The following is a 14,854-nucleotide window of genomic DNA, read 5'->3' on the forward strand; positions in this document are numbered from 1 at the left end:
GGGCATAGGGCATAGGGCATGGGGCAGGGGGAGAGTAATGAGTAATGAGTAATGAGTAATGAGTAATGACTGTTGACTGTTGACTAATGACTAATGACTAATGACTAATGACTAATGACTAATGACTAATAACTCACCACTTCTAACTGCTATTGTCTTAGCTGGCGGTCAAAGTTCGCGGATGGGACAGGATAAGGCTTTGATACCTGTTGATGGTGTGCCATTACTGCAAAGAATATGTAGTATTGCTGCCCAGTGTGCTGATACTGTGTATGTAGTCACCCCTTGGCTGGAACGCTATCAGCACTTAGATTTACCTGATTGTCAATTTATTCGAGAATCTGCCCATCACCAAGGGGCTTTATTGGGTTTTGCTCAAGGTTTGACACAGGTAAATACTGAGTGGGCTTTGCTACTAGCTTGTGATTTACCGAAGTTACAACTGGGGTTACTACAAGATTGGATTGCCAGACTGGATAATGTAGATGATCAAGCGATCGCAGCTTTAGCTCATCATGATAAAGGCTGGGAAGTTCTGTGCGGTTTTTATCGTCGTCGCTGTTTACCGCAATTATTAGAGTTTATCAATCAAGGCGGGCGATCGTTTCAGCGTTGGCTACAAAGTTATCCTGTAGAAATTTTACCCTTATCAAATCCAGAAATATTATTTAACTGCAATACACCAGAAGACTTGGCTTTAATTCCAGATAGCAAATAGCGGGTTAAATTACTGCTGTTGCCAGGTAAAAAACTTTACTGACAGTAATTTTAAAAAAACCGTGATTTGTGATCTATCCAACATTAGTTTTTCTATGAAGTCTTGTATATTAAGTACAGCTTTTCTCAAAAACCTTGTATACCCCCTGGCGAGCAACACAGTCATCTGAATTTTAGGGGATTTTGGCTGGTGTGTGTACTCGCCTTTTTTTTTAACTTTCAGTTATGCTGAATCATGAGGCGTGGGATGATTTAGTTAATTGCCTGAATTTAGCTTATGTTTCGTTCCTGGATATCTTGTATATTAGCTTTTTTATTAAGCTTTATGATGAGTGCTTGCACAACTGCAACTACTCAACCACAAGTACAGACTTCTGCAATATTCACCGCTAAAAGAGTCGTCACCCTCTCGTCTTTAGCGACAGATATTATCTATCAATTAGATTCCACAAAACTGGTAGGAATTACAGGTAGTACATTATTTAAAAATGACTCGCGTTTCCAGAATCTACCTCGTGTCAGTGAAGGTCAAACTCCCCCTAATTTAGAAAAAATTGTGGCTCTCAAGCCAGATTTAGTAATTGGTGCAGCAGGCTTTTCTAATCAAGTCACTCAAAGACTAGAACAATTAGGAATTCGCACTTTATTGACACAAGTCAATAATTGGCAATCTTTAGCAGAAGTAACTAAAGAAATTGCTAAATTAATTGATGTAAATCCCCAGCCTTTATTAGAACGTTATCAAAGCTTCTTACCAGATAAAGTTGAGCGCAGTCCTTCTACTCTAGTTTTAGTGAGTATTCAGCCAATTCTATCACCGAATAAAAACAGTTGGGCTGGTGATTTACTCGATAAATTTCAACTCAAGAATTTAGCAGCAGAATTACAAGGTAAAAGTCCCGTTGCCGGTTATGTCACACTATCAGCAGAAAAAGTATTAGAAGCAAACCCAGAGACAATTTTAATAGTAAGTTCCCCTGGAAGTTCACCTAATTCTGTCTTAGAAGCTTTACAAAAAGAATCTTTTTGGCAGAAGTTACAAGCCACCAAAAATAATCGAGTCTATGTTTTTGACTACTATGGTTTAGTTAATCCAGGTAGTATAGATGCTATTGAAAAAGCCTGCCGCCAACTTCAACAAAATTTATTCAAATCATAAAAATGCTAGGGCTAAGTTTGTAGTAAGGACTTTAGTCCTTTTTTGTGAACTTTAGTTCTCACTACAAACCTTTCATAATTTACCTTACCGAGATTAATTGTATGCCGACAATGGATATTTTTAATCTTTTGCGGGACTAACAGATTTTTTGTCAATTGCAATATGATTGGGTTTCATAGAACCACCAGTTAAACTGCGGAAGTATAAACCACCAACAGTTAACAAAAACGTCAGATATCCCACTGCTTGGACGAGATAGAGATTGTCTCTATAGCCAAATAAAGATTTGAAAACTATACCAGGAAATTCTTGATCAGGCAAAACTTTACTAGTATTCCAAACCATTGGCCCTAAAATGCAAGAATGGATTTTAGTAAAGTGTTCGTAATAAAAACACAGACTTTCGGAAGCGCGGTTACTGAGAGCTAAATTAGCAAAAGCGTCATCAAAATGTTTTAATGCAGAAACTACCAACCCCGCCACAATCAAAACTAATAAAACACCCATCACTTGGAAAAATTGACGGATATTAATTTTCACGCCCAATTTAAATAAGCCTACACCGATCGCAGCTGCTGTGGCTAACCCGGCTAATGCGCCAATTGTGGGGATGAGTCCTTGTTGGAAATTTGCAGCGACAAATAAGACTGTTTCAAAGCCTTCTCGGACAACAGCCACCAAAATTAAGCTAAAAACTCCCCAACCTGCTTGGGAATTGTTGACTAAAGCTTGGTTAACTGCTCCCTCTACTTGGGCTTTCATGAATCTGGCTTGCTTCGTCATCCAGATTAACATCCAACTGAGCATGGCGATCGCCAACACACTAAATACACCCTCTAGCATGGGTTCAACTACTGGGGTGTATTGGGGGTTAGCTGCGCCGAGAATTTTAATCAACCAGCTAAACAATACGCCAATTAGCGCGCTGACAACAATACCAACGGCGATACCAGCATATACCCAAATATTCAAGCGGGATTGTTTAGCTTTTTTCAATAATGCTAAAACAATACCCACCACTAACGCGGCTTCCACGCCTTCACGAAGTGTAATAACAAAAGTAGGTAGAGCAGTGCTAAAGTTCATTATTATTTAGTCCAAAACAGTCCACAGTCCATAGTTTAAAGTCAACAGTCCGCAGTCCACAGCCAAAAAAATTGACTATTGACTGTTGACTATTGACCATTGACTCTTAACTCTTAACTGAAATCGCGGAGCATTTTTTTCAATTCGAGATTATGTAGTTCTTCTTGTCCAATCATGGTACGGGCAAATTCTTCTAAGTAAATAGAAGCATTTTCTACAGTTTCAAGTAAACTCTTATACATTTCCAAAGCTTTTCTTTCGTGGTTCAAGCTTTCTTCCAATATATCTTTTACAGAATGCTTGAAAGTCTCTTCCATTGGGGCGATTCTTAAGGTGGGATGTCCATCCAAACCTGTGAGAATTTCCCCTACTTGTTGAGCATGAAGTAAGGATTCGCTAGCCTGAGCTTTGAAGAAAGCCACGATAGGAATACGATTAGGGCCTGTTACCATCAAGGAATAGTGTGTGTAGCGCACTACTCCTGCGAGTTCAAATTCCATGATGGCGTTTAATAAGTCGATGGTCTTTTTTTGATCAAGCTCTTGCATTAGTCGTTAATTACAATGACGAAGGGGGTGTGATGAGTGAGGAGTTGTAACAATTCGCAATTCGCAATTCGCAATTCGCAATTCGCAATTCGCAATTCGCAATTCGCAATTCGCAATTCGCAATTCGCAATTCGCAATTCGCAATTCGCAATTCGCAATTCGCAATTCGCAATGGACTTCGTCCTGCTTCGCTAGCGCAATTCAGAAAATCAGATTTTGCCAGGATTTCTGAGTTTGCAACTTTAGCTGAATTTTGGCAAATTGATGTTACAGGTTTAAAATACCTCACTGCTCACTCATTTTAAACTCCTGAGTTTGTTACTGATGGTACTTGACAATACTATCTTTGATACTAACTTTGTGCTTGGGTGCTGGATTGATCAATGACTTTTTGGGAGTTGAGTTCAATAGTTTTGATCAGTTGAGTCACTTCGGGGGGGGTTTTTACTGGTTGACTGGGGGGAATGACGCTAGGCCAAACTTTTTTAAGTTCGGTAAAACTCGTTTCAATGGCTTTGTGTGCTTCGGGGTTGCTTTGTGAAACTTGAGTCCCGATTCCTTTGTAGAGTTCGTCAGCGTAAATTACAAAGCCACGGGAGTCTTGATATTCAATGGCTTCTGCTACTTTACCATTAGCGATCGCGGCTCCATATTCGGAGTTAGCTGCATCTAATAGGCCGTTGACTACTTGTAAGACAAATCCGGGTTTGGTGCGTTGTGCTTCCGGTAAAGCGGCGATCGCACCGTCTACTGACTGCTCAGAAGCGGTAAAATCTGTGTTAACTTTGGCACTCTTGGGACTGGATTTGACTAAATCTTGTAAACTCACCAAAGTAGTCTTGAATTCTTTGACTTGACGCTCGTTGAGTTGGTCTTCTACGTCAATATAAATCTCTTCGACTGGGTGTCCAATATGAGGTTCGGCTTGTTTTGGCTGATTTTTATCTAGTAGTTCTTTAGCTACAAACAAATGACCTTTCATTAACCCCATTTTGGTCATGTAGTCTACGTCTTTGGCTTCGCCTGTTAATTCTACTTCCTGAACGCTGACTAAATCTTTAATTTGGTCAAACTGTTCTTGAGTAATGACTTTCTTGCTGACTAAATCCTCTGGACTACCATAGGGACGATTGGCTTGAATTTTATTGGATAAAGCCGGAACACCTAATTTGGCTTCAAATTTATCTAATTCTGACAAGATAGCAGTATTAATATTAATTTTCGCCTTACTACTGTGACCACTATGAGTTACAGTTTCTGTTGTCTGGGTAATTGCTGGTGGCTGGGTATTCTCGGTTGTTTGTGTACCGCCATTGCAAGAACTCAAAGAGACGATAAAACAGCTAGCGATCGCTAGAAAAATATAACGGGGTTTGATCATAATTGCAAATAAAATTGAATTAACTAGATGAAATCTGAGAATTATTAGCGATAACTTCAAACTGTCCCATGCAGCCATTTTCTGCTATTGCATCTTGATGGGGATGGAACATATATTTACCTGGGTAGCGAAACGCAAACTCTAAAATGTGTCTTTCGGCGACTCCCATTGTGATCACATCGGTTTTTTCACTAGGGTTCATCGTCATTCCTGAACGATAGACATCAAAAAAGTTGGCGTGGAGGTGAAAAGTTACCGCCGGATCGAATTCGATAATGTTGAGGACGTACAACCGAATTAGCTGATTTTGGTAAATTTTAATGGGATGGTGCATATAATGATGCGGTAGCCCATTAAACGCATAATATTCATTGCGGTTATCGTCATTTACGTCATAACCAGCCATGACTAACACCATCTCATCAGCCGCAGGACGAGGTTTCGGCGGATCAATGATGAACATCCCATACAATCCCTTGGCGATGTGACGCGTCACTGGTTCAATGTGACAATGGTAGAGATGTACGCCGTATGGTTCAGCATCGAATTCGTAGATTGTGGCACTACCATTGCTGACTGGACGCACACCATCCATCTCAGCCGGATGTACTCCATGAAAATGCAAAGAGTGGGAATGCCCAGCTTTATTGAGAAATAATATCCTTATGCGATCGCCTTGTTTAGCTCTGAGTGTCGGCCCTGGTATGTGACCATTTAAATCCCAGACATTGTAAGCTACTGCACTATTGAGTTGAATAACAGAAGTCCCCGCAGTTAATTGGAATTCTCGAATAGTACGTCCATTTTCTTGCTTGACAGTACCATAATCGAAATTTCTGAGCATTTGCAGGGGATGCGCTACATTTTGAGCGTCATTCATCTCCATTGTCGGAATTTTGACAATTGGCTGGCTTTTGCTATTAAAAGCTTGCAGCATTGCTGCTGCACCGACTACACCAGCACCGCATAATCCCCATTTCAAAAGTTGGCGACGACTCCAAATTTCTCCTTTACCCAGAGAGTAATTATTGGGCATTGAAATTCAACCACAGTTTAAGCACAGTATATGAAGTTGCTAATAATTTGCAACTACAGTTGTGTATACTACAAGACGTAAAAGTTATTGTCAATAATTATCAAGTGTTTCTTTGTAAATCAATAAAAATTTGCAATTATAGAGGTCATATAAATTTCTTTGCAAATCTTCACGATATTTTTTTCTTTAGCTATCAATTTTAAGTGAAACCATTGAATTAATTGTATTAATTAATAATAGTAAATAAGACGTTGAATGGTCAATTTCTGATGGTAAAAATCTCTTTACAGTACCAGTTAAGTCAATCAGAATATCGAAAAATCTTAGCCCTCTAAACTATTGGTAAGGTTTAATGCACTGATTTTGAGTGAGTTGTTGTAAATGTGATCAGAAATTGTCTGGAAGTTTTAATTTTTAGTTGTAAGTTGTCAGCGTAGGGAATTGGTGAGTTAAACTAAATCCTTGAATTAAAATTTTTGAGGTATAAAGTGTGCTGAGAATGGTTCTCATGTCCAAACGCACCTCACTCTTGCTGATGGGAACTTTGAGTTTTTATCTAGTGGTGAGTGCAGCCGCACCAGCCTATGGTATGCACATTATGGAAGGTTATTTACCACCTGCATGGGCAGCTTTTTGGTGGGTAGTAGCTTTACCATTTATGATTTTAGGGGTGCGATCGCTCACACGCATTACCAAAGCGAATCCAGAATTAAAATTACTCTTAGCTTTAGCAGGTGCTTTTACTTTTGTTTTGTCAGCGTTAAAATTGCCATCTGTGACCGGTAGTTGTTCTCACCCTACAGGTACAGGTTTAGGTGCGGTATTATTCGGCCCTTTGGCGATGTCTGTTTTAGGAACATTGGTTTTAGTATTTCAAGCTTTACTATTAGCACATGGTGGTTTAACCACATTGGGAGCAAATGCGTTTTCAATGGCGATCGCTGGGCCATTTGCCGCTTACTGGATTTATCATCTGATCATGCAGTTAACTGGTAAGCAAAAAATCGCCATTTTTTCCGCCGCAGCTTTAGCAGATTTACTTACCTACGTGATTACATCTGTCCAACTTGCATTAGCTTTCCCAGCACCAGTGGGTGGATTTATAGCCTCATTTGCCAAGTTTGCTGGAATTTTCGCCATTACTCAAGTCCCCTTAGCTATTAGCGAAGGATTGCTAACTGTCTTGGTGTGGAACTGGTTACAATCCTACAGTCCGCAAGAATTAGAAATATTGCAACTCATCAAACGTCAACCCCAAACCCATGAATCAATCTAAACAGGGAATAACTAACTGGCTATTGTTGCTGGGAGTCATTGTGTTATCAGTCACACCGTTAATATTTATCAAAGGTGCAGAATTTGGTGGCGCAGATGGACAAGCTGAACAGGTAATTGGGGAAATCAAACCAGGATATCAACCTTGGGTTAAACCTTTTTTTGAGCCACCTAGTGGAGAAATAGAAAGCTTACTATTTAGTTCACAAGCAGCTTTAGGTGCGGGAATTATCGGTTATGCAATTGGTTTATATAAAGGACGTTCCCAACAACAAAGGAATAAGGAATGAGCCTGCAAATCGATACGCTAGCTTACACTAATAAATTACGGCGATTAGCACCAGAACAGAAATTACTGTTTGCGATCGCCTTACTCATTATCTCTAATTTTGCCCACCCACCAGTGCAAATTATTATTGCGATTTGGGTAAGTATCTGGACTATATTTTACGCGGGTATTCCCACCAAAATATATTTAAAACTAGTTTATATCCCGATTTTATTTTGGTTAACTAGTTTACCAGCTTTAGTAATTAATGGTGTCACAATTAATTACCTCAATACTATCCGAAGTGATGTGATTAACGGTGTTAATATCGGTGATTATTACTTCTATATTAGCAGACATGGTATTGAGCAAGGATGGAGCATATTTACAAGAGCGATCGCTGCTATTTCTTGCTTCTATTTTGTGATGTTAACCATTCCTTTTGCTGACTTATTAAAAACCCTCAGACGTATAGGCTTACCTATCTTAATTACCGACTTACTTTTACTAATGTATCGGTTTATTTTCGTCCTATTAAATACAGCCTCAGAATTGTGGGTAGCTCAACAATCTCGTAGTGGCTACCGCACATTTAGCCTGAGCATGAAAAGTTTATCCCTCTTAATCGGACAATTATTACAACGCACTATAGAGAAATATCACCAAGTTTACCTCAGTCTAGAATCCAGAGGATTTAACGGCGAATTTCAAGTTTGGCACTCACAAAATTACTATCTATCAACACGCTATGCAATGGAAGCGATTCTGGGTTGTTTAATCTTAATAGAACTAGAATGGAAAAGATATCTATTTTAAAATCGCTACTCCGTTTTGAGAGTAATGAGTAATGAGTAATGAGTAATGAGTAATGAGTAATGAGTAATGAGTAATGAGTAATGAGTAATGAGTGAGTGCTAACAGAGAAATAAATTCTCCTTTGTCTACCTTGTCTACCTTGTCTCATTTCCCAATCCCCAGTCCCCAATCCCCAGTCCCCAACCCCCAATCCCTAGATGAATAAACAAGAAAAATTACTAGAATTTCAGCAAGTACACTACACTTACCCAGGTGGACAACAATCAGCCTTAAACGGTGTAAATTTGAGTATACCATCAGGCAAAAAATGCGCTTTGATTGGCAAAAATGGCTGTGGCAAAACCACCTTATTTTTATTAGCTAATGGTTTATATAAACCCCATAAAGGAAATATATATTGGCAGGGTAAACCTTTACAATATGACCGCAATTTTTTAATGAAACTGCGGCAAAAAGTTGGACTTATCTTTCAAAATCCTGAACAACAATTAGTAGCTTCTACTGTCGAAGAAGATATTTCCTATGGTTTGTGTAATTTAGGATTACCACCAGCAGAAATTCAACAACGAGTAACACAAGCCTTAAACGAATTTAACCTCAGTGAACTAGCACAAAGACCAGTACATCATCTGAGCTTAGGACAAAAAAAGCGTGTTTCTTTAGCTGATGTCATGGTTTTAAAGCCAGAATTGCTATTACTAGATGAACCAACTGCATATTTAGATAGACCTCAAACCCGCAACTTAATTTCAGTTTTGCAGAAAATTCATTCATCTGGCACAACCATACTCATGGCTACCCATGATTTAGATTTTGTGTGTAGTTGGGCTGATTGGGTGTTTGTGATGGATCAAGGACAATTGATTTTAGAAGGTAAGCCAGAAGATGTATTTGTACAACGCGAAATTCTGGAAGCCATCCAATTAGGTGTACCACTAATCTATGAAATTTTATCTGGTGAGCCTGTAGAGATGGAAAGAATTATATTAGAAAAATTTCACCAACGCTTAATAAATTTATTTAGTTAGTGACTCAACTGAAAAAATACCAAGGAAATGTCATCTTTATCGAAAGAAATGTGCTTTTAAAATTAACTTTTATAGAATCTCGGTTAAAAAATAAATAAAAATTAATAACTTGCTAAACAAGTACATTATTTGATGTAGATTTTATTGCCAATATTCCCTAAGTAACAGGCTAAAATCCCCCAATAGGGCATTGAAAACAAGTGGAAAATATTGTTTTTTATTAGTTTGATGCCTAAAATTGCACAATGAAATTGTGCAGAATACTACTTTTGAGACAGGGCATATTATGCACATACCTGATGGATTTGTTTCTGTGCCGGTAGCAGGTGCTACAGGTTTAGCAAGTTTTGTTGCACTATTTGTTGCTTGTGAGCGATCGCAGCAAGCCTTTGGTATCCGTCGCGCGCCTATACTGGGCTTAACCACAGCTTTCATTTTTGCAGCGCAAATGATTAATTTCCCCGTTGCCGGGGGTACAAGTGGTCACTTATTGGGAGGAACTTTAGCAGCAATTATTCTCGGTAGCCCTTGGGCGGGAATGCTTTGTATTGCTACAGTCTTAATTATTCAAGCGGTGTTATTCGCTGATGGTGGTATCACCGCCTTGGGGGCTAACATTTTCAATATGGCAGTAATTGGTGTTTGGGTAGGGTGGATATTGACCCAGACATTGCAAAGACTACTGGGAGGCGCGAAAGGACGCTTACCCTTAGCGGCGGGAATTGCTGCTGGCATCAGCGTAGTAGTAGCTGCTATAGCTTGTGCAATTGAATTAGCCCTTTCTGGAACTGCACCCATCACCATAGTTTTACCAGCCATGACAGGAATTCATATTTTGATTGGTGTGGGTGAAGGGTTAATTACTGGTGGTGTATTGGCTTATTTAGCTAAAGCGCGCCCAGATTTACTACCAGGGGAACAGGAACAGATGCGCGGTTGGGTAGTACCTGTAGTTAGCATAGTGTTAATAGCTGGTGTCCTATCACTCGTCGCCTCAGCTTGGCCTGATGGCTTAGAAAAAGTAGCAGAAGAATTAGGTTTTATCAAATTGGCTGAACAAGTACGGATATCTGTACCCACACCCTTAGCAGACTATGGAATTGAAGGTTTAGGAATCATTGGTACAAGCATCGCAGGCTTATTAGGTGCGGCGGTTTGCTTTGCTGTCGCCTTTGGGATAGCTAAAGTAGTACAGCCGAAGAATGCTTAGTTGGGGATTGGGGATTGGGGACTTATCAATTCAAAATTCAAAATTCAAAATTCAAAATTAAAGAATTGATTACGAAACACTCATTACTCATTACTCAGCACCGGCTAAACGCCGCGCTTCCGCTAACAGCACTCCTCACTCCTCACTTTGCAATACTTTTGAAATTTTGACTTGAATATGCCTTTACGCTTGCATTTATCTCTTGTGATTGTTGTGGGAACGGCTTTACTAAAGCATCATGCTTGGTATTGGCTGGCTGTGTATGGCGCGATCGCTTTAATTTGGCTAGCAGTTTTACGTCCGCCAATTCGCCAAATGGGAGGATTGCTAGGTACAGAGTTAATTTTCTTATCTTTAGTTGCATTACCCTTGGGTTGGGAACGCGCCAGTTTTTTGTTAGTTCGTTCCCTCATCTGTCTCATCGTCATGAACAGTTTCTTATTAACCCTACCCCCCCATAGTTTCGGTATCGCCCTCAAAAGTCTACCTGTTCCCCCCGCCCTCAAAGAAAACTTACTCCTAGCTGGACAATACCTGGAAATCTTACTAGCGGAAGTCCAAAGGATGCAGCGTAGCGCGCAGCTACGCGGTTTAAATGGTGCATCAGGTTGGCTACGCTATGCTAGTGCAGCAATGATTGGTACTTTGTACATCCGTAGTCTAGAAAGGGCGGAACGTGTCTATGGTGCAATGGTCATTCGTGGCTATAACGGACAATTACCCGTAGATTTTAAATTTCCAGCTAAAGAACGCTTCTTGCTGTTCTTAGCTTGGGTGATCGCGATTTGTTTTACTCTCAGTTCCTATAGAGTTGTGAATTTTGAAATCTTTAACTTCTAACCCCCAAACTTCCATCCGTCACCCCAATAATGGCATCGTTGAGGTGAAAAATTTAGTTTACGCCTATCCCCATCAAGAACCTGTATTAACAGATATCTCCTTTAGTTTAAATGCAGGCGATCGCGTGGCTTTAATGGGTGCAACTGGTTCTGGTAAAAGTACCTTACTAGAAAATCTCATTGGTTTGAAACAACCAAAATCTGGTGAAATTTCTATTAATCACATCCCCATAGCACCCCAAACTCTCCCCCAAGTCCGCAAACAAATTGGCTTTAGCTTTCAAGATGCTAACGACCAATTATTTATGCCCACTATCCTCGAAGATATTACCTTCGGCCCCCGCAACTATGGCGTATCCCCAGCTATAGCGCGCGATCGCGCCCGTCAACTTTTAGCAGATTTTGGTCTAGCCGCCTACGCCCACCGTTCCGCCCACGAACTATCAGGAGGACAAAGACGATTAGCCGCCCTCGCCGCTATTTTGGCACTAGAACCACAAATTCTAATTTTAGATGAACCAACCACCGGACTAGATCCCGCATGGCGGCGACACTTAGCCCAAGTATTATTAAATCTACCAGTGCAAGTTATATTAATAGCTTCCCATGAATTACATTGGTTGGGAAAAGTCACTCAACGCGCTCTAGTATTATCTGGTGGTCGCATCGCCATTGATAGTGAAATTCAACCACTTTTGCAGGATGGAGAAACTTTAGAAAACTTAGGTTTACCCATAGGTTGGTGAATAGATGACCGTAACTACCTATAAATGGACTATTGAACGCTATCACCGAGCCATAGAAGCAGGTATTTTTGACGACCAGCCCATAGAATTATTACACGGTGATTTGATCCTGATGCCTCCAGAACGTGAACCTCACGCCTACTACAATTCAGAAGCAGCCGATTACCTCCGCACATTGCTTGGGGAACAGGTAAAAATCAGAGATGCCAAACCCATCACCCTACCCAATGATTCTGAACCCGCCCCTGATATTGCCATTGTTAAACCTTTAGGCGAAACTTACCTAAAACATCATCCTTACCCTGAAGATATATATTGGGTGATTGAATTCTCACAAGCTACTCTCAGCAAAGACTTAAATGAGAAAAAACAAATTTACGCAGAAGCAGGGATCATAGAATATTGGGTCGTCAATCTCAGAACTTTCCAATTACAAGTATTTCGCAACCTGCAAAATGGTCAATACACAACTGAAATAATATTGACCACAGGTATTATTTCACCCCTCGCCTTTCCTAATGTATTCGTCCAAGTTCAACGCCTCATAGGTTTCAGAAAATAGTTACTGGGTATAGGTAAAGCACAACAAAACTAATGACTCATGACTTTCTAATTATCTAGATTCTGATACTCTCTAACTGAGAGTTGAAACTGGGGAATTTATGCAAAACGCACCACTCACCAATGCTAGTCAAGAAATCAAATTATTAGTTTTAGATATAGACGGCACAATTTCGGGAGAGTCAAACACCATTAGTCAACCCGTCAAGCAAGCGATCGCCGCCGTTCAAGCTCAAGGTATTGCCGTGGCGATCGCTACAGGCAGAATGTATCGCTCGGCACTACGTTTTCATCAAGATATAAATTCCACCTTGCCACTCATGGCTTATCAAGGTGCTTGGATTCAAGACCCCATTAGCCAAAAAATTTACCAACATTCACCCGTATCTAGAAATATTGCGGAACAATTACTAGATTATTTTGAACAGCCAGCTTTGCGATCGCTCTTATCTGTCCATTTCTACATTAATGATCAACTATACGTGCGGGATATCACCCCAGAAACTCAAGCCTATGCACAACGTTCTGGTATTACTCCCATCTCTGTCGGAGATTTACGCCAAACTCTAGCGACTGAACCCACCAAAATTTTAGCTTTGTGCGACGATACCAGCGTCATCAAAGATTTGTTAGGCAATTTACGCCGCCAATACACCCCAGCAGAACTTTATATGACAACCTCCGTTGCTACCTTCTTTGAAGCGACAAATGCCATTGTCAACAAAGGTAATGCTGTGCGTTACCTAGCAGAAGACGTACTGGGGTTACAAAGCCATAATGTGATGACTATTGGTGATAACTTTAATGATTTAGAAATGCTGGAATATGCAGGAATTGGTGTAGCGATGGGTAACGCACCAGAAGACGTAAAAGCGATCGCGAATTGGGTAGCTCCGAGTGTAGAGTTAGACGGAGTAGCAACCGCCATTGAAAAATTTTTACTCAGTTAAGAAACGTGGGTGAAGCCAAGATAAAGCTCACAACCCCTAAAATCAGAAAGAACACCGACGACTGGCCGTGTTTCGTCTCGGTGTTCCTGCTGGTTCGCTCCTCACACACCAGTTAATATAACTGAGGTCAATCAATCCGTCAATACTTAGATAGTAGTCATTAGTCATTAGTCATTAGTCATTAGTCATTAGTTTTTCTCCCCCTGCTCCCTGTCCCCTGCCCCCCCTGCTTTCCCAATCCCCAACTACTAAAGTTCAACTGGTGCATCAATTTCTAATTTCCCGATGAGTAACACCCTGAGAACGCATTGAGTCGCCATGACTAATCCCAATCTGGCTTGGGTAAGTTCTGGTGAGTTTGTCTTTACCTCCCCCCAAATGCGGCATTGACTCCAAAAGTTTAAAAAAGCCTGACTCACATCCCAGGCGATTTTTTCCCAGTTGACTTTTTCAGGTTCCTCAGCACACTCTAATTCATCTACAGCTTTGATTAATTCCATGATTAAATGAATCTCGCTTGGCTGATGCAGGTGTAATTTGCGATCGCTATTGAGCCAAGGTAAGTCCTCTATTTTGACTAAACTTCCCAAATGTACACTTGCTCCACTCGCTGGTAATTTTTGTCCTCCAGTGATCATTCCTTCCCGATGGGCTAACAATATCAATGAGTAACAACGTGCATGAGCATATTGAATGGTAAATAAACGTGATGAATTTTCAGTTTGTCTGCTGTCCGATTTGTTATGAAACCCTAACTTTAGCCCTTGAAAATGAAAATAACTTTTTGAGGCTCCCAAGGCAACACTTTGCAACCAATCTGCTAGCAAAGGATGTGTTACCTCAATGTGTACCCATCCAGGGGTAACTATTCGTGTCAGCAGTGTTCCTCCAGAAGTAGTAAATATGTGCTGTGCGATCGCACTGGCTATTTCTTCAGTCACGGAATTATGAGATTTTGCCAGTTGCAACGCTACACCTGAAATATACAAAACTCGATTAGCATCTCTACCTTTATATAGAGGTATTTTTATATTTTTTATGCGTTCAAAACCCGCCCCAGCTATATACGTATCGACGGCAACTATCAAATAGCTGTTTATCAAATGCTTGATAGCTGTATTTTTACTCACTCGTAGGTTTTAGTACACTGATATTTACTTTAAAAACTTTGTTGTAGAAATTACTTAAATAAATGTCATCTGTCTCTAGATATAATATTCTTATGAAGAGAGAA

General features: G+C 40.3%; 17 protein-coding genes. 11 read left to right on the top strand and 6 right to left on the bottom strand.

The genetic code is table 11. The annotated features are described in order from the left end of the window. The first annotated feature begins 121 nt into the window (after positions 1-121). Positions 122-718, top strand: a complete 597-nt coding sequence (locus CLI64_RS04070; RefSeq protein ID WP_103136022.1) for a molybdenum cofactor guanylyltransferase — start codon at positions 122-124, stop codon at positions 716-718. Between the two features lie 276 nt (positions 719-994). After that, entirely contained in the window at positions 995-1,876 is an 882-nt protein-coding gene (locus CLI64_RS04075; RefSeq protein WP_103136023.1) for an ABC transporter substrate-binding protein, read from the top strand. A gap of 120 nt (positions 1,877-1,996) precedes the next feature. Here CLI64_RS04075 and CLI64_RS04080 read toward each other — a convergent pair whose 3' ends face one another. The 4 genes from CLI64_RS04080 to CLI64_RS04095 all read right to left on the bottom strand — a co-directional run bounded on the left by CLI64_RS04080 (position 1,997) and on the right by CLI64_RS04095 (position 5,927). Next, positions 1,997-2,962 carry an FTR1 family protein gene (locus CLI64_RS04080; RefSeq protein WP_103136024.1) on the bottom strand — a complete coding sequence of 322 codons (966 nt, stop codon included), beginning with the start codon at positions 2,960-2,962 and terminating at the stop codon, positions 1,997-1,999. A 113-nt stretch (positions 2,963-3,075) separates the two neighbouring features. Next, a complete protein-coding gene (locus tag CLI64_RS04085) occupies positions 3,076-3,510 on the bottom strand; it encodes a bacterioferritin (RefSeq protein ID WP_103136025.1) in 435 nt (144 codons plus the stop codon). Positions 3,511-3,862: 352 nt separating this feature from the next. Then, positions 3,863-4,891: a helix-hairpin-helix domain-containing protein gene (locus tag CLI64_RS04090; RefSeq protein WP_103136026.1), complete on the bottom strand. Its 1,029-nt coding sequence runs from the start codon at positions 4,889-4,891 to the stop codon at positions 3,863-3,865. Between the two features lie 19 nt (positions 4,892-4,910). Next, on the bottom strand, positions 4,911-5,927 hold the full coding sequence (locus CLI64_RS04095) for a multicopper oxidase domain-containing protein (protein ID WP_103136027.1): 1,017 nt from the start codon (positions 5,925-5,927) through the stop codon (positions 4,911-4,913). Between the two features lie 535 nt (positions 5,928-6,462). Between CLI64_RS04095 and CLI64_RS04100 the strand changes: the two genes are divergently transcribed. The 9 genes from CLI64_RS04100 to CLI64_RS04140 all read left to right on the top strand — a co-directional run bounded on the left by CLI64_RS04100 (position 6,463) and on the right by CLI64_RS04140 (position 13,620). Continuing rightward, entirely contained in the window at positions 6,463-7,203 is a 741-nt protein-coding gene (locus tag CLI64_RS04100; protein WP_192881728.1) for an energy-coupling factor ABC transporter permease, read from the top strand. Beyond that, positions 7,190-7,492: an energy-coupling factor ABC transporter substrate-binding protein gene (locus tag CLI64_RS04105; RefSeq protein ID WP_103136028.1), complete on the top strand. Its 303-nt coding sequence runs from the start codon at positions 7,190-7,192 to the stop codon at positions 7,490-7,492. Before CLI64_RS04100 ends, CLI64_RS04105 begins: the two co-directional genes overlap by 14 nt. Continuing rightward, entirely contained in the window at positions 7,489-8,286 is a 798-nt protein-coding gene (cbiQ, locus tag CLI64_RS04110; protein ID WP_103136029.1) for a cobalt ECF transporter T component CbiQ, read from the top strand. Before CLI64_RS04105 ends, cbiQ begins: the two co-directional genes overlap by 4 nt. Before the next feature lie 197 nt (positions 8,287-8,483). Next, entirely contained in the window at positions 8,484-9,314 is an 831-nt protein-coding gene (locus CLI64_RS04115) for an energy-coupling factor ABC transporter ATP-binding protein (protein ID WP_103136030.1), read from the top strand. A 286-nt stretch (positions 9,315-9,600) separates the two neighbouring features. After that, positions 9,601-10,524 carry an energy-coupling factor ABC transporter permease gene (locus tag CLI64_RS04120; RefSeq protein ID WP_103136031.1) on the top strand — a complete coding sequence of 308 codons (924 nt, stop codon included), beginning with the start codon at positions 9,601-9,603 and terminating at the stop codon, positions 10,522-10,524. 177 nt (positions 10,525-10,701) lie between these two features. Then, positions 10,702-11,364 (top strand): energy-coupling factor transporter transmembrane protein EcfT, encoded by a 663-nt coding sequence (locus CLI64_RS04125; RefSeq protein WP_103136032.1) that lies wholly within the window; start codon positions 10,702-10,704, stop codon positions 11,362-11,364. Then, entirely contained in the window at positions 11,345-12,109 is a 765-nt protein-coding gene (locus tag CLI64_RS04130) for an energy-coupling factor ABC transporter ATP-binding protein (protein WP_103136033.1), read from the top strand. The genes CLI64_RS04125 and CLI64_RS04130 overlap by 20 nt, the downstream gene beginning before the upstream one ends. Positions 12,110-12,113: 4 nt before the next feature. Continuing rightward, positions 12,114-12,671 carry a Uma2 family endonuclease gene (locus CLI64_RS04135; RefSeq protein WP_103136034.1) on the top strand — a complete coding sequence of 186 codons (558 nt, stop codon included), beginning with the start codon at positions 12,114-12,116 and terminating at the stop codon, positions 12,669-12,671. A gap of 100 nt (positions 12,672-12,771) precedes the next feature. After that, positions 12,772-13,620, top strand: a complete 849-nt coding sequence (locus CLI64_RS04140) for a Cof-type HAD-IIB family hydrolase (protein ID WP_103136035.1) — start codon at positions 12,772-12,774, stop codon at positions 13,618-13,620. 42 nt (positions 13,621-13,662) lie between these two features. On the opposite strand, the gene CLI64_RS31870 is transcribed toward CLI64_RS04140, so the two are convergent. Both CLI64_RS31870 and CLI64_RS04145 read right to left on the bottom strand, forming a co-directional pair. Beyond that, positions 13,663-13,788: a hypothetical protein gene (locus CLI64_RS31870; RefSeq protein WP_264082489.1), complete on the bottom strand. Its 126-nt coding sequence runs from the start codon at positions 13,786-13,788 to the stop codon at positions 13,663-13,665. Between the two features lie 80 nt (positions 13,789-13,868). Beyond that, entirely contained in the window at positions 13,869-14,750 is an 882-nt protein-coding gene (locus CLI64_RS04145) for a DALR anticodon-binding domain-containing protein (RefSeq protein ID WP_103136036.1), read from the bottom strand. Positions 14,751-14,854: the final 104 nt, after the last annotated feature.

The sequence above is a fragment of the Nostoc sp. CENA543 genome, from assembly GCF_002896875.1.
Lineage (GTDB): Bacteria > Cyanobacteriota > Cyanobacteriia > Cyanobacteriales > Nostocaceae > Trichormus.

Bases quoted from the DNA above. Each gene is read 5' to 3' on its own strand.
- CLI64_RS04070 (WP_103136022.1), top strand. From the start codon at position 122: ATGACTAATAACTCACCACTTCTAACTGCTATTGTCTTAGCTGGCGGT.
- CLI64_RS04075 (WP_103136023.1), top strand. From the start codon at position 995: ATGTTTCGTTCCTGGATATCTTGTATATTAGCTTTTTTATTAAGCTTT.
- CLI64_RS04080 (WP_103136024.1), bottom strand. From the start codon at position 2,962: ATGAACTTTAGCACTGCTCTACCTACTTTTGTTATTACACTTCGTGAA.
- CLI64_RS04085 (WP_103136025.1), bottom strand. From the start codon at position 3,510: ATGCAAGAGCTTGATCAAAAAAAGACCATCGACTTATTAAACGCCATC.
- CLI64_RS04090 (WP_103136026.1), bottom strand. From the start codon at position 4,891: ATGATCAAACCCCGTTATATTTTTCTAGCGATCGCTAGCTGTTTTATC.
- CLI64_RS04095 (WP_103136027.1), bottom strand. From the start codon at position 5,927: ATGCCCAATAATTACTCTCTGGGTAAAGGAGAAATTTGGAGTCGTCGC.
- CLI64_RS04100 (WP_192881728.1), top strand. From the start codon at position 6,463: ATGGGAACTTTGAGTTTTTATCTAGTGGTGAGTGCAGCCGCACCAGCC.
- CLI64_RS04105 (WP_103136028.1), top strand. From the start codon at position 7,190: ATGAATCAATCTAAACAGGGAATAACTAACTGGCTATTGTTGCTGGGA.
- cbiQ (WP_103136029.1), top strand. From the start codon at position 7,489: ATGAGCCTGCAAATCGATACGCTAGCTTACACTAATAAATTACGGCGA.
- CLI64_RS04115 (WP_103136030.1), top strand. From the start codon at position 8,484: ATGAATAAACAAGAAAAATTACTAGAATTTCAGCAAGTACACTACACT.
- CLI64_RS04120 (WP_103136031.1), top strand. From the start codon at position 9,601: ATGCACATACCTGATGGATTTGTTTCTGTGCCGGTAGCAGGTGCTACA.
- CLI64_RS04125 (WP_103136032.1), top strand. From the start codon at position 10,702: ATGCCTTTACGCTTGCATTTATCTCTTGTGATTGTTGTGGGAACGGCT.
- CLI64_RS04135 (WP_103136034.1), top strand. From the start codon at position 12,114: ATGACCGTAACTACCTATAAATGGACTATTGAACGCTATCACCGAGCC.
- CLI64_RS04140 (WP_103136035.1), top strand. From the start codon at position 12,772: ATGCAAAACGCACCACTCACCAATGCTAGTCAAGAAATCAAATTATTA.
- CLI64_RS31870 (WP_264082489.1), bottom strand. From the start codon at position 13,788: ATGACTAATGACTACTATCTAAGTATTGACGGATTGATTGACCTCAGT.